The organism is Photorhabdus thracensis (assembly GCF_001010285.1).
In the GTDB taxonomy this organism is placed as follows: domain Bacteria; phylum Pseudomonadota; class Gammaproteobacteria; order Enterobacterales; family Enterobacteriaceae; genus Photorhabdus; species Photorhabdus temperata.
In genome coordinates this window covers 339151-360776 of the sequence record NZ_CP011104.1, presented here as the reverse complement: position 1 = coordinate 360776, position 21626 = coordinate 339151, and the positions used below count along the sequence as shown (strand labels likewise).

Below are 21626 nucleotides of genomic sequence, written 5' to 3'. Positions count from 1 at the left end.
GATTATTTCTCCCTCAATGCTTCAGATTGATACTCTCTGATAGGGCTCAGGAGATAATCGATAACACGGCGCTGATCAGTTTTTATTTCGGCGACAATTGACATACCCGGGGTAATTTCAACCTGGGTATCGTCTATGGCAATGCTATTACGTTTAAGACTGACTTGAGCAGGAAAGACCAATCCTAACTGTTCATCTGTGGTTGAGTCTCTGGATATGCTCAACAGTTCACCGTCGATAGTGCCATAACGCGTATATGGGAAGGCATCGACTTTAATAGTGACTTGTTGCCCCGAATAAACAAATCCGGCGTCTTTGTTTAAAATTTGCACTTCCGCCAGTTGCACATTGTCATCAGGAACGATCACCATCAAGTTTTGCGCCGGTTGCAGTACTGCACCTAACGTATGCACGCTGAGTTGTTGAACGGTTCCTGTGACGGGGGAACGAATGACTTCAAGTTGTTCTCGTACCTGAGCTTTTGCAAGCTCTTGTTCTAAAACGACCAATTGAACTTCGGCCTGTTTTCTTTTATCAAACCATTCGCGCTCTTTTTGTGTTTTCAGGCTGTTTAAGCGCTCTTCCAGGCTAATATATTGCGATTGCAGAACATGAAGCTCCGCATTTTGTTGGGCAATCAGGCGTTCTGTTTCCAGAAACTCTTTTTCCTGTTCAAGATACTCAACTTTACTGATCACTTGTTTTTGACTTAAGGTCTGCCGTGCTTTTAAACGCTGGCTAATATTTTGCCGGAGCTTAGTGAGCGCATTGATATCGCTTTTTCGTGATTGTTGAGAAGAGAGATTCACGTTCATCTCTGCTTTCAGATTTGTTACAGCAGCTTCGTATTCTCTTTTCTCACGGGAATAGTTTTCAGCAACTTGTGTTTGCTGAGATGCCGGCAAAGACTGAAACAGTTCCTGTTCTGTTGGTTCCTGCCCTTCTGTCAAAGCCTGATAACGAATTTTTTCGTGGGCTTGATATTCTATCTGCTTTAATAACCGGGTGATATCCTGGTTAACGCCGAGAGTATCGAGTGTCAGAAGAGGGGCGTCTTTCTCTACCCGCTGCCCATTCTGAACATGGATAGCGGTCACCCGGCTCTGTTCGTATGCCTGAATTATTTGAGAGCGGCCAGAGACAATCAGACGACCGGTGGCGGTGGCCTGAACATCCAACTTACCCAGATAGGCCCAGAGCAAGGCTATGATAACGCCGGTACTGAGCGTTATGGCGGTGTAGCGGGCGAAAGGTGACGGTGGGCGTTGTGATAACGCTAAATGTGTCGGTAAAAAGTCATAGTGCTGTGGGTGACAGCGCAACCATGATTTCATTTTATCCTTAAACGCCTTAATCATGGCAAGGCACCTCCTGTTTTAATTCCTGTTGTAATCGCCAGAGTTTCCGGTACTGTTGGCCGTGGTTAAGCAACTGATCGTGAGAGCCTTGTTCGATAATTTCCCCCTGATTAAGCACAATGATGCGATCACAATGACGCACGGTTGAAAGCCGGTGTGCGATAGTGATAACGGTTCTGCCCCGGGCAATTTCTGCCATATTTGATTGAATGCGTGATTGTGATTCGTCATCAAGCGCACTGGTTGCTTCATCAAGAATGAGGATTTTGGGGTCAGCAAGGAGAGTCCGGGCAATAGCAAGCCGCTGACGCTGACCACCAGACAAAGATTGCCCGCCTTCTGCAATGGTTGTGTCATATCCCATCGGCAGCCTGAGAATAAATTCATGTGCGCCTGCCAGTTTGGCGACTTTAATCACCGATTCCAGGCTGGCATCGGGTTTCGACTGAGCGATATTTTCATATACTGTTTTGTTAAATAAGAAATTTTCTTGCAGAACCACACCAACTTGTTGTCTGAGTGTTTCGATACCTATGTTTGGCAATGGAATATCATCTATGGTGATTGTGCCGGTTTCCGGGGTATAAAGGCGGAGTAATAACCGTGCCAGCGTGCTTTTCCCGGAACCGGAAGTACCCACAATACCCATGGTTTCTCCGGCTCTGATATCAAGGGTCAGTCCTTTGATGGTTGGCGGAATATCAGGTTGATAGCGAAAGACAATATTGTTAAACGAAACTGCACCATGCAGTGTTACCTGCTGCCGGGCAGATTGCTGTTCGGTGGGTAGATTTAACATATCTCCTAATTTATCTACGGCTACCCGTGTTCTAATGAATTGTCCCCACAGCTCCACCAGCCTGGCTAATGGCTGGGAAGTGTGGTTGACCATCATATTGAAGGCGATCAACTGACCGATGGTCAGTTGCAGTGATAAAACCTCCGACGCACCTAACCAGAGAATCGCGGCATTGGTAACTTTTTGCAGTAGCATGACAATATGGTTTGAGCGATTACTCAATTGCTGTACTGCATAACTGGTCTCGACCATCTTCTCAGTCTGGCTATCCCAGCGGCGAATGAATCTCGGTTCTACCGCCAGGCTTTTAAGGGTTTCAGAGCCGGAAACGGTTTCAGTCAGAAAAGAGGTATTTATCGCTGCATGAGTGAACTGCTCTTCAACGGCCTTCTCCATACGGGGAGTCAGCCACCACGCCAGAATGGCATAAAAAGGGATGGTTGCGATAAAAACCCAGGTAAGTGTGCTGGATAACAGACTCATCACATAGATGAAAACAAACATAAACAACACATCAACGGATAAAGTGAAGATTGAACCGGTCAGAAACTCCCTGACGGTATCCAGTTCACGCACCCTTGTGACAATCGCGCCTACCTGACGGGATTTAAAAAAGAGTAAAGGTAGCCCAAACAGATGCCGTACCAGCTTTAACCCCAGTTTGATATCGATACGGTTTGCGGTGTGAGCGTATTGGTATTCACGTAATCCACGTAAAACCACCTCTATTATGCCGGCGATAATTAAGCCAAAGACTAATACATCAAGGGTTGATAACGCCTGATGGATTAAGACTTTATCCATAACCACCTGAATGACTAATGGTGAAATGAGTGCAAGAATTTGCAGTACAAAAGAAAATAGCAATACTTCACCCAAGTTTTTCTTTTGTGCCAGAAATTCTGGAATAAACCAACTAATATCAAATTTAGTTTGCTTTTGTTTTACTTTAATCCATTTTCCACTCCACTCTTCCGTCAGTTTTTCTGCTGACCATACTTCTGGTGTTTCTTTATTCACTTTCTGAATGAGTGAATTATCTTTATTCGATTTGGCTAAAACAAAAGGCAAGCCATTATTATCAAACAAGATTGCGGGTAATGATATGTCATGATATTTCTTTCTTACAGAGTGTTTATTTGTAAGAGATAAGTTAAATTTTTTCTCTATAGCCCTTATATAAGCGTGGTAACAATCAGAACTTTTTAAGTTATCAATATCACTGATATTGTTCTTTCCATGGCAGATCATCAGTATTAATTTTAATGATGACAGGGTTAATTTCTCAATCTCATTCATGAATAAATGTCTTTAGAATTTGTATAAGTAATATTTGCATAAAATATTAATAAAAACAGATTGTTATGTTGCCTGTTTGTTATGTCGTAATTTAATGTCACTTAATTATCTTATATTTGTTGTCGGTAACAGTGTGGGTAAATAGGACTATATGTGGGGGGTAAAGAGACTTTTTGAGATATGAATATTGTCTTTGAGTTTTTGCACTATATTATTTCATTTGACTCACTCATTTAGCAGCATTTATCGCTGTATAAACTCGAAATTTCTTTGAGTTTAATGCTTTTGTTGTTATATATATTTAGCATTGTTTTTAATGAATTGTTTATTTTTTTGGTGAATAAAATATGTCTGAAAAATTTGTACAAACCATCTCTAGCGTCAATTATAACAAAGGTATTTTCTCTCTTTATTTTGTTGGTCAGGAGCCAAATCGGATGGCGAACGGAATAATGGCGGAAAATGATAATGAACTTGAATTAAAGCAAGTCATCCATATGCCTGCATCGGGATTCATGTATATGGTTTCGATGGTTAAAAATATGTTGGAAGATCCACGTATGGCGGCTGAGTTTGACAAATTGGTCGCGGCAGGGTTTTTACCTGCTCCGCAAATCACAGAAGAGCAAACTGCGTCGGAATCTATGGTGGAAGAACCTGCTAATTCTAAGAAACGCCCATCTAAAAACACAAAATAACACTTGGCGGTTAAGTAACGCATGGCGATTATACATCAACCAGCGAAACTGAATACCGCAGAAATTCAGGCCATGATCGGAGGAGTGATGCTGCTGAGTCAGTATTCTCCTCTGCATCGAAGATACCTGGTGTCTGAGTGGCAACAGCGTATCTTGCCTGCGTTTGAACTGAATCAGTTTTGCTACTATGCAGATGAACAAGGGCACCCAGTTGCTTTTTGTAATTGGGCTTTTTTATCTGAACAAAATCGGGAAGAGATTCTTGCCGGAGAAAGAGAGCTTATTCATACGGACTGGCGCTCAGGTTCACATATTTTTTTCCCCGAAATGATTGCTCCTTTTGGTCATGGGCGTGAAGTTGCCAGGGATTTACGCCGCCGTGTTTTTTTACCGTGGAAAGGCCAGAAGGCTTGTACTGTCCGCGGGAAACTTGATGTCCAAAACAATCGCTGTATTCGTCAGGTGCAGTGGTTCTTTGTTTAATTTCTATATTATTATTTAAAGGCTTTCTAATGGGGTTTGTCAGCGGTCTGCATCAACTCCGTTGAATCTTCTTTGCTTAATCAATATCGCCGTCAGAAAGCCGGCCCGGCTATCGAAGAGTTGTTGTCAATACAACATCTTCAACAACTTGATGCTGGTAGTTTGATCGAGAAGGCGAAGGGGAATATTGACTATAGTGCAAGGTTAAAAGCAAATGGGTTAACAGGAGCGAGGATTGGTGATCCGTTGAATCATGATTCTGGTGGCTATGAATCTGTTCTGGAGCAACTGCGCAATGTGAAGCAATCGACTTATATGACATTTATGTCTGAAGATCATGCCATGTTGGTAGTTGTGCATAAGAGCGAAGCTCGGACAATCTGGTCATTCTTCGATCCTAACTTTGGCGCTAACTCGTTTGATAACTATGATGATTTTCGCCATTTTATGGATTCTTTCCATAAGAGCATAATCACGGGTTACCGATCTCTTATAGGTTATCAATATGCTCCTGCCAGCCCAGAGGACAGTTCAAAACCAAGCTTCAATATTAACTATAATATATTTGAAGGTAGTGATGTTACGGGTTATGACAGTACTTGGAAACCGGCGCGTGAGGGTGAACAAAGTTATGTATTGCGTGCACTGAAAGAGCAGGGAAGAATGTTTTCGCTGGATTCAGGTGTCAAAGGGCAGATCGTGGATTACCGTGAAGATGTTATCACTCTGGAAGTCACGGATAAGAAAGGCCAGAAGGTTTCTGTTGAAGTAGAAAGCAACAACTTTAAACAAGCAGCCAGCCTCGTACAGTTGAATATCGGTCAGATATTTGCTGATCCGACCATCAGTAAATTGACACTGAAAGGTTCGGCGAATGGTGATGCTCCGGTATCTGTGCTGGAAAAATTATCGTCAGACGCTGTTCTAAAAAACAAAGATGTCGAATCCTGGGCTCGCATTGCCGTTACACAACAAACCGATGGTAGCGAAACGCGCTTTGATGGTCAGATCATTATCCAGATGGAAGATGATCCTGTAGCAGCCAAAGCGGCGGCAGACTTGGCGGGTAAACACCCGGATTCCAGTTTGGTTGTTCAGCTTGATTCTGACGGTCAACACCGTGTCGTCTATGGTGATGCATCTAAATTTAAACCGTCAGACAAATTACGTTGGCAAATTGTGGGGCATGGCCGTGATGAATCAACACAGAATCATACCCGTATAAGTGGTTACAGTGCGGATGAACTGGCAAGAAACCTGAAACAGTTCAGTCAGAACTTTAGTCAGGCAGGTAAGCCAGATCACATCAGTATTGTGGGTTGTTCGCTGATTAGTGATGACAAACGGGATGGTTTTGCCCGTCACTTTATCACCGCTTTAAAGGCGCAAGATATCCACACGCGTGTTTCAGCTCGCCGTAGTGATGTTGCCGTTGATGTCACCGGACGTAAATTTACCCGGGATGCAAATAATCAGTGGTTCAATAATCTGACTGATAACAAAATCGTATTGTGCTGGGATGAGAAAGGCGAACTTGAAACCCATTCAGAGCGGATTCGTTGTGGTATTGCAGAAGGGGATATCAACCTCTCCCGTGTTGGTATTGCGGATGTAGATACACTGGCTAAAGGCGTCATTGTGGATAATGCCGATATTTTCACTGCGCCAGAGAAGCGTAAAAACAAGACTAAAATTGACTCAGGTAACGTATCGAATAACCAGTTCAGTTACTCTGGCAATATTCAGGTGCATGTGGGGAATGGTGAAACGACCTTACTCAACTGGGGAACGTCGAATTTGGGTATCAAGGTAGGCAATGGCGGTTTTAAATTATTAGCCTTTGGTGACAACAATGTGATGGTTCACATTGGTCATAGCGACAGTAAACATAGCGTGAATATCGGCGGCTATCAGGCGCTCGAAGGGGCACAAATATTTATCGGTAACCGTAACGTTAGCTTCAACGTGGGTCGCAGTAATGACCTGATGATAATGATGGATGAATCAATTCCGACGCCACCACTGGTTAATCCATTTGATGGTGCCGCACGTATTTCCGGCGTACTGCAAGACATTGCCTATTCTGGTGAAAAACAAGATTGGTTAGCGGTACAAGATCAGCAATGGACATTGTCTGGTGCGGAGACATTTGTTCGGGGTATGTCTGGCTTAGACCAAACCAGTAATGTGGATTACAACACATTGGTTGATCTGGATTCTCAGTATGAACGCAGCAGCCGTGGCCTGAAAAGTGATACTGAAGCCGCGTTGAATAAGAAATTCAACCAGTGGTTAAGCCGTAATAGCAATAACGCTGATACCGGCAAAATGAGCCGTGCAGATAAATTCCGTCAAGCCAATGAGAAACTGGCCTTTAACTTTGCGGTTGGTGGTCAGGGTGCAGATATTCAGGTGACAACCGGTAACTGGAACTTAATGTTCGGTGACAATATCCACTCTATTCTGGATACCAACCTCGGTTCACTGTTTAGTTTGATGACTCAGCAATATTCGGCAACGGGGATGGCGAAGACCACTTTCACCTATAACCCGCAGGATTTGCCTCGTCAGCTTAAAAACAAGCTGCTTGGTCGATTGGCGGAAGTGGGGGCAGATACCACCTTAGCGGATATCTTTGGTGTGGATTACACCGCAGATGGCTGTATTGTTTCCCGTACAGGCGAGCCGGTGGATGGCATGGCTATTCTGAAAGAGATGATTGAAGTCATTGGGAAATTCAGTGGTGAACAACTGCAAGCCTTCACTGATCCAAGTAAACTGCTCGATGGTCTGAAATCTCATCTCAACATGGATAAGGATGGCATCAGATCATTTGCGGAAAGTCATGGCCTGAAAGAGAAAGAGCCTGATGGAAATGAAACAGGCAAAGTTTCGGTAGTTGATACTGAAAAAGCTCAAACCAGCGCGTGCGTTTGGCTTTGGTTCACTGAATCTGCCTAACCTGTTTGCGACGATATTCAGTAAAGACAAGCAAGAAGAGATGACATCGTTGGTGACCAATCTCAAAGAGAATCTGACGGCTGATTTGCTCAATATGCAAGAGAAAACATTCGATTTCCTGCGTAAAAGCGGTCATTTGCAAGGGGATGGCGACATCCACATATCGCTGGGTAACTACAATTTCAACTGGGGAGGTGCCGGAAAAGATCTCGGTGCTTATCTGGGCGATAACAACAACTTCTGGGGCGGTCGTGGTGATGACGTTTATTACGCGACAGGGGTATCCAATATTTTCACCGGGGGTGAAGGTCATGATCTGGGTGTCCTGATGGGGCGTGAAAATACGATGTTTGGTGGCCAAGGGGATGATACCGCAGTTCTTGCCGGGCGTATTAACCATGTCTTTATGGGTGAGGGTGATGATCAGACATTTGTCTTCGGTGAAGGCGGTTTGATTGATGCTGGAGAAGGCCGGGATTATGTCGTGACCTCAGGGAACTACAACCAGGTAGATGCTGGAAAAGGTCAGGATTATGTGGTCACCATTGGTAACAATAACCGGGTTGATTTGGATGAAGGAGATGATTTTGGCCGAGTCTTTGGTAACCACAACCACATCAACGGTGGTGTCGGTCATGACTCTATTAAGCTGATGGGGTATCACGCGGTGATAAACGGCGGTGACGGTGATGATCATCTGATAGCGGAAACCATTTCGAAGTTCAGCCAGTTTGATGGCGGTGATGGTCAGGATCTGCTGGTGCTGGGCGGTTATCAGAACAGATTTACAGGCGGCGCGGGCGTAGACAGCTTTGTGGTCAGCGACAAGGTGATTGATAATCGGGTAAATGATATCAGTGCGGAAGATATGATCGTCTTTAATGATATTAACTGGCAAAACCTATGGTTCCAGCGCAGTGGACACGATTTGGTATTGTCAGTGAACCGTCATACTCAGGATAAAACTGCTCAGGGTGTCTTTGAATCGTTAGGTTCAGTCACCTTTAATAATTACTTTAATGACAATCGTGCCAAATTGGTGGCTCAGATGAGTGATAAGAACGCATCGGAAGAGCGTGAATTTACTGCGCTTTCAGATAACGCGGTTGATTCATTGATCCAGGCAATGAGTAGTTTTGCGCCTACCGTGGGCGATAATGGTTTTATTGAGAGTTTGGACAGTAAAGCGAAAATTGCTATTACGACGGCGTGGGCCGATACCACCATTGGAAAAAGAAAATTTGCTTAATTAATTCTCTATACTAAAAGTGGAATGAATAATGAAAATGGCTCACAATAGGTGAGCCATTTTTTTGCCTATGAATAACGAACGGATATTATAGATTTCTCGTTAACTAATTGTTATTTATCTGATGAAATTTTTTGCTAAAAAAGTAGGATGTTATTATCTAATTTACTTATATGACTTTACTCGTTATAATTTTTTAATGTCTTTACTCTTGTGGAATAAAAAATTGGTTGTAATTAATAAGAGCTTATATATTGTTTTAGAAATGACTTTATTATCTTCTCTGTGTTTTGAGTGTCCTTGCGGAAAAAACATTTACGTTAAATATTTTTGAATTTTTTATTTCTCTAATTTGTCTGGGATAAAGCAGGCTAATGGATGAAATAACCTTTAATCAGGGATTCCATATAAGGGATATAATTGATTTTTATTATTGGGATTTTTTATTAAAAGATCAGAAAATTTGAACTGTTTCACAGTAAATTGAATATTCAAAACAACCGCTGTATTTATCAAATGCCGTGGTTTTCTGCTTAACCTCAACGATAAATTAAAGGATTATTTATGGGGAAATCATCAAATAGAAGTACAGAATATTTCTTTACTGGAAAGTATTACGACGATAATGATGGTAATAATATTACTGCAATTGGTGTTGGTGGTGACGTTTATGCTTATGGCGGGGATGACAATGTTACGGTTGGTTCATTTAAAGTCGATGTATACCATACAAACGGTGAACTTTCGGTAAAAGGAGCTTCAGGTTACGCAGGTATTTGTAAAACGGGAAATGGCGGTTTGTCATTTGCAGGTGCGACAGGCGCTGCTTTCATTGACCATAATGGTGAAACGGGGGATTTGTATTATTCGGGGGCTGCCGGCTATAACAAACTGGTTCGTAAAGGCTTATCGGGTGACATCCGTTTTAAGGGGGCTGGTGGATATAATGAGTTATGGCATGAAATTGACCAGGGTAATTTGTATTTTGTCGGAGCAGGGGTAGCTAATGATATTGACCGAACCTGGTTTAACCGTTATCAAGGGACTCAGGGTGATGTGACATTTAATGGCGCGGGTGCGGCAAACAACATCAATTCGCAGATGGAAAGCGGTAATATCACTTTTGAAGGCGCCGGCGCGGATAATCATATTGTGCGAAAAGGCAGAGAAGGCAGCATTATCTTACGTGGCGCAGGAGCATCAAACCGCATTGAGCGTATACGCCACAGTGAGGATGTGTATGAACAGACTCGCGGTGATATCACTTTTGAAGGTGCCGGTGGCTATAACAAACTCTATTCCGATATTGCCCATAGTAATATCAATTTCTCTGGTGCAGGGGCTTATAACGAAATTACCCGGACGGGTGCGGAGAATGAAATAGAATTTGCTCAAGCCAAAGATATTGTTATGACATCGGCAACAATAGAGGGGGATTGGATTGAGCAACCTCAGCCAGTTAACGCAATTAAATCCACCAAAGAGCCTGACACTTATCTGTTTGCATTTGCCAATAATGTTAATACTAAAGTCGTTGCCGTGCGGCTTCAGAATGATCCTGATACCGGTAAACTCCGTTATTACGCTACCACCTGGTATAAGGAAGGTCATCATCTTAAAGATTTGGCTGCGGAAAATATCTCAATGAATAATGGATTTTTTCCGATTAAAAACGAAGAGGCTATTAATCTTACCAGTATTAACCTTCTATATCGACAAACAACCACGATACATGGTATCGAGGAAGCGCTATTGCCAAGTAAGTGGGTGACTTATGCTGGCGGTGCCAATGTTAAAGCGGAAAATGTCACACTGGGTGATGCCAAAATGGGAGGATATGCAATCTCTGCGGATGGTTCGAAAATTGATGTATCCGCAGTTAAATCAAACAGCTTGCCGAATACTTATGTGTATGCGGCCTTTTTAAATCCTTATACCAAAGTGGTTGAGGTTAAACTGGCAAATGATTATGAAACAGGGAAGCTGAAATATATTGCAAAAGCTTGGTATAAACAGGGTGACCATACGGGCCGTTTAGCGGATGAAACATTTTCTTATCCTTATGGCTACAGATCAATGGGTGTGGGTTATACCTTAAGTCAGCTTCACTATGATTTAAATATTGATCACAGTATGCCTGATCGTTTAGCTCGTCTTGCAGGTGATTCTGAGCAAGATCTTACCAAATCATCAATAACCGGTGGTGATAGCTCTGGTGATATTTATTTTAGCGGGGTAGGTGGTGGAAACATTATTAAATCCAACGTTACAGACGGTGATGTTAATTTCAACGGTGCGGGGGCGGCTAACGTTATTTTGCACAGTTCGAAATTCGGTAATACGCATTTTGAAGGCGCTGGCGCCGCCAATGTTATTGTGAAAAGTGGTGAAGAGGGCAATCTGACATTTCGTGGCGCGGGTTTAGCTAACGTCCTTGTTCACCAAAGCCTGCGGGGAGAAATGCATGCTTACGCCGGCGGTGCGGCAAATGTTCTTGTGCGGGTTGGTGACGGGCGATATCTGGCTCATCTGCTGGCTTATGGCAATATCTCGATCCACAAAGGCAATGGTGACAGCCAGGTGCTGATGCTAGGGGGTTACAACACCCATACCCAAATAGGTCATGGCAGTGCGAACTGGTCAGGGGCAGGCGGTTTTAACATCATTACCCAAGCAGGAAAAGGGAATCTCTCCTCGGTACTTTTAGGCGGTGCTAACGTGCTGACTAAACTCGGTGCCGGTGATCTGGTTGCCGGTATGCTCGGCGGTGCCAACATTATCACCCATCTCAATGATGAAATTGAAACATCAGACACTACGGCGATAGCACTGGGCGGAGCCAATATCCTCACCAAAAAAGGGCCGGGTAATACACTGGCGGTAATGAGTGGCGGTACAAACGTACTGACTCACATCGGTGACGGCAACACGACGGGGGTCATGTTGGGTGGAGCCAATATCCTGACCAAAGTGGGCGACGGCAATACGACCGGTATCATGCTTGGGGTGGGTAACGTGTTTACCCATGTCGGTGATGGGCAAACGTTGGGTGTCATGGGCGCCGCCGGCAACATCTTCACTAAAGTTGGGGATGGAACGGCGATTACGGCTATGCTTGGTGCGGGGAACATTGTTACTCATATTGGCAACGGTGACGCGTGGGCGCTGATGGGTGGCGCCGCAAACATCTTTACTAAAGTGGGTGATGGCAACGCATTAGCACTGATGATAGCCGCCGGTAACGTGTTTACCCATATTGGTGATGGTACGAGCGTTGCCTTGATGCTGGCAAAAGGCAATATCGCAACCAAGGTGGGTAATGGCGTAACGCTGTCGGCGATGATTGGCAAAGCGAATATTTTTACCCATGTGGGTGATGGCAATACCTTTGCTGCCATGATTGGTGGCGCCAATGTGTTGACAAAGGTCGGTGATGATCTGACGGCTACCTTGATGGTGGGTAAAGCCAATATCTACTCGCATGTGGGTGATGGCACCAGTATTGGCTTGTTTGCTGGTGAGCTGAATGTCATGACCAAAGTCGGTGAGGGCACAACGCTGGCGGCAATGTTTGGTCGGGCCAATATCATGACCCATGTTGGCAATGGTTTAACCGGTGTCTTAGCGCTGGGTGAGGCTAATATTGTCACCAAAGTGGGTGATGATTTTATGGGGGTTGTCGCTGCGGCGAAAGCTAACGTCATCACGCATGTCGGCGACTCGACAACCGCGGCTGTACTGCTTGGCAAAGGCAATATACTGACGAAAGTGGGAGATGGCACGACAGTTGGCCTGCTTATTTCCGATGTGGGTAATGTCATGACTCACATTGGTGATGGTACAACCGTGGGTTTCGCCAAAGGTAAAGCCAATATCATCACTAAAGTAGGGAACGGTACTGGGGTGAACGCCGTTTGGGGTGATGCCAATGTCCTGACTCAGGTAGGGGATGGCGATCGTTACAACTTTGCGAAAGGTAAAGCGAACATCATTGCTAAAGTGGGAGATGAGCAGGAAGTCACGGTAGTTCAGGGTGATGCCAATATTATCACTCATATTGGTAACGGTGATGACTACACAGGAGCTTGGGGCAAAGCTAACATTATCACCAGAGTAGGCGACGGGCGTAATGTGGTGCTGGCTAAAGCCGATGCAAACATTGTGACTCAGGTTGGTCATGGTGACAGCTTTAATGCGTTGTGGAGTAAAGGCAATATTGTCACCAAAGTGGGTGATGGTATACAGGTTACCGCCGCGAAAGGCGAAGCCAATGTCACGACTACGGTGGGGAATGGCTTAAGTGTGACTGCCACACATGGCGACCTTAATGTGAATACCAAAGTGGGTGACGGTGTTTCAGTTAACGTGGTGTGGGGTGAATATAACGCTAATACTAAAGTCGGAAATGGCCTGAATGTGGCGGTTATGAAAGGCACAGGCAACGCTAATATTCATGTTGGTGATGGTCTGGGTCTCAACGCCTCTTATGCCCGCAATAACGTGGCGATTAAGATTGGCAATGGTGATTTTTACAGTTTTTCTGTTGCAAAAAGCAACAAACTCTCTTCCCTCTTTGAGAATATCAAACAGACTGCGTTAGGTGTGGGAGGCAGTCAGGCGATCAACTATCTGGTTCAGGGGGATGAAGCTAACACGTCTGGAACACATAAAGGCAGAGGCGCAATTAACTTAGAGGAAGTTTCTGCAATTGATGGTTTTCAGATGGATGAAATTGCGCCGGTAGATTCAGATTTAAGCAGTCGTCTCAGTGGTTCTGTAACCGCAGTGGAAAGGCCTGATATTGATTCAATAGAAAGCGTTTTGAACCGAAAAACAAGATCGGCGTCAAGCCAGAATGAAAACCTGATCGTCAATGGTAACTTTGAACAAGGTGGTGTGGGGTGGCAGTCAACCAATGGTATTGAGGCATATAGCCCAGCGAGTGTTTATGGTCTTGATAATACTGGTTATGGCGAACGAGTCAGTGAACTTGATGTTGATAAAAACACCATTATTTGGCAGGAATTGAAAAATTTGTCAGAAGGCGAAGTGATTTCACTGACTTTTGATTTTGCGAGTCGTTTAGACATGGTGGATCGTGATCTGAGTGACAATGGAATAATGGTGTTGTGGAATGGTGAGTCTGTATTCTCAGCTTCTGGGGAGCGGGCTATATGGCATAGCCAAAAACTCGATTTAATGGCAAAAGCGGGTACTAACCGAATTGAATTTAAAGGTACGGGCCAGGATGATGGATTAGGCTATATCTTAGACAATATCGTTGCGAAATCTGAGACATCACTGATTATCAATGGTGACTTCGAACGAGGTGGTTTGGGCTGGCAATCAACCAATGATATTGAGGCGTATAGTTCAGCGACTGCTTATGGTCTTGATAATACCGGTTATGGCGAACGAGTCAGTGAACTTGATGTTAATAAAAACACCACTATTTGGCAGGAACTGCAAAATCTGTCTGAAGGGGAAGTGATTACACTGAGCTTTGATTTTGCCAATCGTCCCAATGCTTATCTCACCGACAATGGCATGCAGGTTTTTTGGAATAATGAAGAGGTTTTCTCAACTTCTAGAGACGCAACGAGATGGCAAAAGAAAACACTGGAGCTGACAGCAAAAGCGGGCGATAACCGAATTGCGTTTAAAGGAACCGGTTTGAATGATGGAATCGGCTATATTCTGGATAACGTTGTTGCGAAATCTAAACACCCACAACAAGCCAATGCTGTCACCGAACACGCGAAGCAGGATAAAGCGGCGCAAAATGCGCTAAATGATAAAGAAAAAGCCGAAAAAGATCGCCTGCTGTTGGAACAGGAAAAAGATAAACAACTGGCAGTTATTGAAAAATCGCAATCCCAATTGGCATTAACGGATCAGGAAGCGCTAAACCAGAGTGGGTTGACGCAGCGTAATGTGATAAAAGCAGAAGCGCAGGTAGAAACTGACAAATTGATTTCCATGACTCAGAGCCTGGAGACGCTTGATGATTATGCGAATTACGACGGTGAAGCAAGTGACCCGTGGCGTGATCAATTTGCTGCCGAATTTCTGGAACGTGTTCAGTATGAGTTGGATTACACCAAATTTATTGCCCAGAGAAAATTAGCAACTGCTCAACAGTATCTTACTGATAACCAACAACAAGTAGAACAAACGGTTGCGAAATCAGAAGCAGGTGTAGAAAAAAGTGAGCAGCATCGCGCCAGTGCAAAACAAGATATTGCCGACGCCCAGAAAAAAGCCGGGTTAAGAAAAGAAGAGGCGTTATCGCAGCAACAACGGGCCGAAAAAGCTGAAAATGACGCTAATATTGCGTATCAGGACGCGAAAAAACGGGGTGAGCGCGATACGGCTACGGCTGAAAGTAAAGTTGTTCAGGTACAAGCAGATGTTAAAGGCGCTAAACAGAGCGATTCCAGACCGGATCGCGCTGGGGCTGGTGGTAGTGGTTTATCTGGCAAAGCCTACGAATCAACAGGGGCAGGGGAAACCGGTAGCCATATAGATCCCGAATCTATGCCAGCAGTTAAAGGCAAATTCTACAAGGGATTGACCGAAGAAGAGCGACAGGCGCTGGCGGGCGCTAAACAAGCGATTAATCGTCTACAGATAAATGCAGGCGTTCGCGCAGCAAAGACAGACGTTTTGGATACATCAACGTTTGCCAAAGCACAAGCTGACAACATGGTGGCGCCTACCTTAAACAACCCAGGTGAGTTTGTCAGAAGATCCCTGCGTGATTTGCAATCGTTAGGGAATGATCCGCAAGGGGAGCAGCATAATTCCGTTATTTTTGACAAGCTAAAATTTAATTTATTGAAAGAAGGAAACAAGCTGTTTATCAATCCCGGAGTGGGAACATTAGGCTGGAAAAATCAGCTTAGCAAGGCGCTGATCGCTGTACGTGAGATTTTCAACAAAAAAATGATGTCTCATTTTAATGAAGAGCATGTATTGCAGTTTGAACAGGCACTTTCTCATTGGCAACAGCGTAACCCAGCGGAATTTGCCCGGCATAGCAGTCAAGTGAACTTAGTGCGCTTGAAGATAGGCCGAATGATTGAGCACTTGCAAGCCCAGAGAGCCGAATCAGTTGGGATCCTGGGGATTACGGTGGTGCCTCAACATGCTGAACAACTTAATCCGCAGATAATACTTGATGGAACCGGACGTGTTGTTGGTCTGAAAGGCGGCGGTGTAACAGAAGGCGAAATTGATCGCCTTATTGAATGGCAAATGACACCGTTGACCCGCACGAACTCAATCACTGAACGGGAAGTACCCAGGACCGAAAGTGAAAGCCTCATTGTTTTCATGAGCAGACTGGAAGAGGCGGACATCCCGGACACTATGCCTTTGGTTGAACGGGCCAGAGAACTCTGGCTCACCGGGCAGGTGACATCCAAAAAAACCATCAGGTTATTTAATGACGCCGCCACTCAGTTAAAGGCATACCCTGAGTTACATGCTTTGGTGCTCTCATTACAGATTGATGCTCACAGAAAAAAGGCAACCACCCAATATATTGATAACTTATTTGGCCGCCGTTTTGATTCAGAATTGGCCCATGCGTTGGTGAAAACCGTGTCACCGGATGCAATCGTGGCAGCCAGGCGGACAGGTCAATTCCTGGTGCAGGAGTTTGAACAATGGATGCAGAATACCTCTGTTGCACCCGTGCGTGATATTGCCATCAGAATGCAAGCCTTTGCCAATGTTATTCAAAAGGATGTTCGCCCCTGGTTCAGCCGGGTACCTGAATTGACTACATTCCTGCAACAGCCGACCTTCGATAACTTTAAAACCATGATGACCAAGGTGGATAACGGCTTTGAAATGATCAAAATACCGTTTCTGGCGGTAAAAATGTCGAACGTGGATGGCATGGGGTTGAGTTCATCTCAATGGAAGGCGGAAGGGGATATTTTCTATCGGGAAGAAATCTACAAGACCCGTTCGACCAGCAGTCAGTTAGCTAAATGGGCTGGTGTAACACACAAAGTGAAGATAACGGAGCAGAAAACCAATGATTACGGTATTGTGCTGCCTTACCAGCCACCGGGTGATCGGTACGAAGACTTTCTGTCTGGCAGGAAGGTTGCCGCAGGCAGAATTCTGACGCCCGGACATGAAACAGCGCTTGAACGTAACGCGCTGGCGCAAGGGCATTCCGTAGTGACGGGGGCCTCTGGTTCGACCAATATCATGGTTCACCTCAATAACTATATCGCCAGTCAAGATCCCACTTTCCCGGTGGATCAGGGATATCTCAATACCTTGGCATTTTTGGTGTTTGATGGCGGTCATTCTGTCAACGAAAGTCTGGTTATCTACAAAGCGTTGCAGGCGACGGGGGCTCAACGCAGACAGGTACTGCAAAACTACACCGCCAGTTATATGGACCTGATGGATATCGCCGGAGATAAAGGGAAGCTATGGATAAGCCAGGCATTAAATAGTGCTTTTGAGAAAACCTTGCATCTTTATCGGGAATATACGCCAGAGAGAGAACTGCGCCACTCGCCTGTGAAAGCGTTGCAAGCGTTATCGGGTAAAAATGGCGCATCAGAATCGGTGATAACTGGAAATGACGGTGCTCCACCACGTGATAACGAGTCTTTAAATCCATTGACCCGTTTCTTTAATAACGAACTTTATGGCTTTAAAGAAGACCGCCGTTATATCAGCGATAACATTAAAGAGGAATTGAAGAGGGCTGTCGATAATGGCAAATCAAACAAAATCACTCTGGAAGGCGGGCAGGGGCGTTTAACCGGATATTATCATCTGGGTGACGTCAAACCTGGCAGCTTTTCTACAGCAGCAACGAAAAAAGTGGTGCTTTTTATTCATGGTTCAGGTTTATCCGCTGAGGAACAAGCCAGTGCTATCCAACGTCATTATCAAAAGCAAGGTATTGATATGCTTGCCATCAATATGTGTGGTTATGGTGGCAGTGATGGAGGGCCAAGTGAAAAAGGACTCTGTCAAGATGCCCGGACGATGTTCCGGTATTTGGTGAAAGATCGCGGTATTGCTCCGGGTAACATCATCATTCATGGCTATTCCATTGGTGGGCCGGTTGCGGCTGATCTTGCCCGCTATGCAGCGCAAAATAATCAAGCGGTGTCCGGTTTGTTACTCGACAGGCCGATGCTGAGTATGGACGAAGCCATAACCGTGCATGAAACACTAAACCCTGGCACCACCACTGGGGCATTGGCAAAAGCGATGAATGGGCAATTTTCAGTAGAAAAAAACCTTAAAGGTTTGCCGATCAATACGCCAATCATGTTATTGACTGACAATCAAATTTTGGGCCATGAGGGGGAAAAGTTACGTGCGAAACTGATGGCTTCCGGTTACCACGTATCGGGTGAACAAACCTTCTATGGCCATGAAGAAAGTGGTGCTTTGATGAGTCAATATGCAGACAGAATAGTATCGACTCTCTCTGGTTCTCAAAATAAACATCGTGATGTGATAAAGAACCTTGTGCAAAAGAGTGATGCTCATAGGAGCCGCTTTGATGGTCATATCATTATTCAGATGGAAAATGACCCGATTGTCGCGAAAGCCGTGATCAATCTGGCGGGGAAACACCCGAGGTCCAGCGTCATCGTTAAACTTGATTCCGACGGTAAATATCATGTTGTTTATGGTAATCCCGACCGATTATCAGGCAAATTACGCTGGCAGATTGTCGGTCATGGTCGCGATGAATCGGCCCAAAATAACACGCGTCTGAGTGGCTACAGTGCTGATGAACTGGCAATAAAATTGAAGCTGTTCAAACAGAACTTTCGTCAGGCGGGTGAACCTGAACGTATCAGTATCGTAGGGTGCTCACTGATTAGTGATGATAAACGGGATGGTTTTGCCTATCGTTTTATTACCGCCTTAAATGAACAAGGTATCCGTAGTGAGGTTTCAGCGCGTCGCAGTGAAGTTGCGGTTGACGCGACAGGCCGTAAATTCACCCGCGATAAAAATAATCAGTGGGTTAACAAGCTGGACGATAACAAACTGGTATTGAGCTGGAATGAACAGGGGGAACTGGCGACCAGAACAGAAAAAGTGCGTCGTGGCATTGCAGAAAGTGATATCAACCTCGCCAAGGTGGGGTACACAGAGGCTGATGCCGTGAGCAGAGGGACAATTGCGGATAACGTTAATGTTTTCACTGCACCGGGGAAGCGAAAAAACAGGATTGAAGTCAGCTCAAACCTTCAGTCGGATAAACCGCTGACTTACTCCGGCAACATTCAGGTGAACGTGGGTAACGGTGAATTTACCGCGATCAATTGGGGAACATCAAACGTGAGTGTCAAAATCGGGACCGGTGGATTTAAGTCACTAGCCTTTGGTGACAACAATGTGGTGGTTCACATCGGTGATGGTAACAGTAAGCACAGCGTCAATATTGGTGGCTATCAAGCGCTTGAAGGGGCGCAGATGTTTATCGGTAACCGCAACATCAGCTTCAATCAGGGCCGCAGTAATGACCTGATAGTGATGATGGACAAATCAACCCCAACGCCACCATTGGTTAATCCATTTGATGGTGCTGTTCGTATTACAGGTGTACTGAAAGCCATTGCTCATTCTGGTGAAGAGCGGAATTGGTTGGCGGCACAGAATCGGCAGTGGACACTGTCTGGAGCGAAGAAATTTGTGCGCGATATGTCTGGTCTGGACCAGACCAGCAGTGTGGACTACAAAACATTGGTTGATCTGGATTCGCAGCATGAACGCAGTAGCCGTGGCTTGAAAAGTGATGCCGAAGCAGCGTTGAACAAGAAATACAACCAATGGCTAAGTAGTAACGGCAACCGTATTGATACGGGCAAAATGAGCCGTGCAGATAAATTTCGTCAAGCCAATGAAAAACTGGCCTTCAATTTTGCCGTTGGTGGTCAGGGGGCGGATATTCAGGTCACAACCGGTAGCTGGAACTTTATGTTCGGTGACCATATTCAATCGATTCTGGATACCAACTTGGGCTCACTGTTTGGTTTAATGACGCAACAATACTCAACAACCGGGATGGCGCGGACAACGTTCACCTATAATCCACGGGATTTACCGCGTCAGCTTAGGAACAAACTGCTTGGCCGATTAGCGAGTGTCAATGCAGATACCACCTTAGCGGATATCTTTAATGTGGATTACACCGCGGAGGGGCGGATTGTTTCCCGTACTGGCGAGCGTGTTGATGGCAAGGTTATTTTGCAAGAGATGTTGTCAACTATTGGGAAATTCAGTGGTGATCAACTGCGAGCCTTTACTGATCCGGATAAATTAAATGATGGTTTAAAACAGAACATCAAGATGAATGCGGATGGTGTGGAGTCCTTTTTTGTGAGCCATGGGCTAAAAAAGAGAGCGCCTAACGAAAATCAGGAAAAAAGATCGCCGGTTACCATTAACAGCGAAAATATTCAGGCTAATGACCAAGCAGAGCGTGCATTTGGCTTCAATTCGTTAAACCTGCCTAACCTGTTTGCGACGATATTCAGCGAACATAAGCAAGAAGAAATGAAATCATTAGTCACCAATTTGAAAAAGAATCTGACCGCAGATCTGCTCAATATGGAGCAAAAAACGTTTGATTTCCTGCGTAATAGCGGTCATCTGCAAGGGGATAGCGATATCCATGTATCGTTGGGGAACTATAACTTCAACTGGGGCGGTGACGGCAAAGATCTCGGTGCTTATCTGGGAGACAACAACAACTTCTGGGGTGGCCGTGGTGATGACGTTTATTACTCAATTGGCACATCCAACATCTTTACCGGCGGCGAAGGTAATGACCTGGGCGTCCTGATGGGACGTGAAAACTGGATGTTTGGCGGTCATGGGGATGACACCGCGGTGGTGGCTGGACGCATTAACCATGTCTTTATGGGTGAGGGGAGTGACCAGACATTTGTCTTTGGCGAAGGCGGCTTTATTGATGCCGGTAAAGGCCGGGACTACGTTGTGACTTCCGGCAACTACAACCGGGTGGATACCGGGGAAGATCAGGATTATGCCGTGACCATCGGCAATAACAACCGGGTTGAATTGGCTGAAGGTAATGACTTTGCCAGAGTGTTTGGTAATGACAACCGCATTGATGGCAACGCAGGTAGCGATGTAATTAAGCTGATGGGCTACCATGCGGTGATTAATGGTGGAGACGGTGATGACCACCTGATAGCGGCGGCCATTTCGAAATTCAGCCGGTTTGATGGCGGAGAAGGGCAGGATTTGCTGGTGCTGGGGGGGTATCAAAACAGTTTCCTGGGCGGCGCGGGTGTAGACAGCTTTGTGGTCAGTGGTAAGGTGATAGAGAGTCAGGTTAATGATATCAGCGCAGAAGATATGATTGTCTTTAACGATGTTGACTGGCAAAACTTGTGGTTCCAGCGCAGCGGATATGATTTGGTGTTATCAGTGAATCGTCATACTCAGGATGGAACTGAGCAGGGCATATTTGAGTCGGTGGGTTCCGTCACCTTTAATGATTACTTTAATGGTCATCGAGCCAAACTGGTGATTCAGATGGGGTGTAAGGACGGATCAGGAGCGCGTGAATTTACTGCGCTTTCAGACAATGCAGTTGATTCATTGATTCAGGCCATGAGCGGTTTTTCCCCGACAGCGGGTGATAATGGTTTTATTGCAAGCCTGGACAGTAAATCGAAAGCCGCCATTACGACGGCGTGGACAGATACGACGATGGGAAAAGGAAAATTTGCCTGATTAATTTGCTA

5 protein-coding genes and 1 pseudogene are annotated in these 21626 nt (G+C 45.1%); 4 read left to right on the top strand and 2 right to left on the bottom strand.

Annotation, left to right across the window (positions count from 1 at the left end; genetic code table 11):
• Positions 1-2 precede the first annotated feature (2 nt).
• On the bottom strand, positions 3-1358 hold the full coding sequence (locus VY86_RS01110) for an HlyD family type I secretion periplasmic adaptor subunit (RefSeq protein ID WP_046973629.1): 1356 nt from the start codon (positions 1356-1358) through the stop codon (positions 3-5).
• Positions 1351-3456 (bottom strand): peptidase domain-containing ABC transporter, encoded by a 2106-nt coding sequence (locus VY86_RS01105; protein ID WP_046973628.1) that lies wholly within the window; start codon positions 3454-3456, stop codon positions 1351-1353. Before VY86_RS01105 ends, VY86_RS01110 begins: the two co-directional genes overlap by 8 nt.
• Before the next feature lie 347 nt (positions 3457-3803).
• On the opposite strand from VY86_RS01105, the gene rtxH reads away from it, so the two are divergent.
• The 4 genes and pseudogenes from rtxH (at position 3804) to rtxA (ending at position 21615) form a co-directional block, all read left to right on the top strand.
• Positions 3804-4154, top strand: coding sequence for a protein RtxH (gene rtxH, locus VY86_RS01100; protein WP_046973627.1), 351 nt, complete (start codon positions 3804-3806; stop codon positions 4152-4154).
• 21 nt (positions 4155-4175) lie between these two features.
• Complete coding sequence (gene rtxC / locus VY86_RS01095) at positions 4176-4637, top strand: RTX toxin-activating lysine-acyltransferase RtxC (protein WP_046973626.1); 462 nt, start codon at positions 4176-4178, stop codon at positions 4635-4637.
• 51 nt (positions 4638-4688) lie between these two features.
• A pseudogene (locus VY86_RS22440) lies at positions 4689-8847 on the top strand (C80 family cysteine peptidase); the annotation flags it as partial.
• 564 nt (positions 8848-9411) lie between these two features.
• Positions 9412-21615, top strand: coding sequence for an MARTX multifunctional-autoprocessing repeats-in-toxin holotoxin RtxA (gene rtxA / locus VY86_RS01085; protein ID WP_046973625.1), 12204 nt, complete (start codon positions 9412-9414; stop codon positions 21613-21615).
• Positions 21616-21626: the final 11 nt, after the last annotated feature.

Excerpts from the sequence above, each read along its gene's own strand:
- VY86_RS01110 (WP_046973629.1), bottom strand. The coding sequence starts at position 1,358 with ATGATTAAGGCGTTTAAGGATAAAATGAAATCATGGTTGCGCTGTCAC.
- VY86_RS01105 (WP_046973628.1), bottom strand. The coding sequence starts at position 3,456 with ATGAATGAGATTGAGAAATTAACCCTGTCATCATTAAAATTAATACTG.
- rtxH (WP_046973627.1), top strand. The coding sequence starts at position 3,804 with ATGTCTGAAAAATTTGTACAAACCATCTCTAGCGTCAATTATAACAAA.
- rtxC (WP_046973626.1), top strand. The coding sequence starts at position 4,176 with ATGGCGATTATACATCAACCAGCGAAACTGAATACCGCAGAAATTCAG.
- rtxA (WP_046973625.1), top strand. The coding sequence starts at position 9,412 with ATGGGGAAATCATCAAATAGAAGTACAGAATATTTCTTTACTGGAAAG.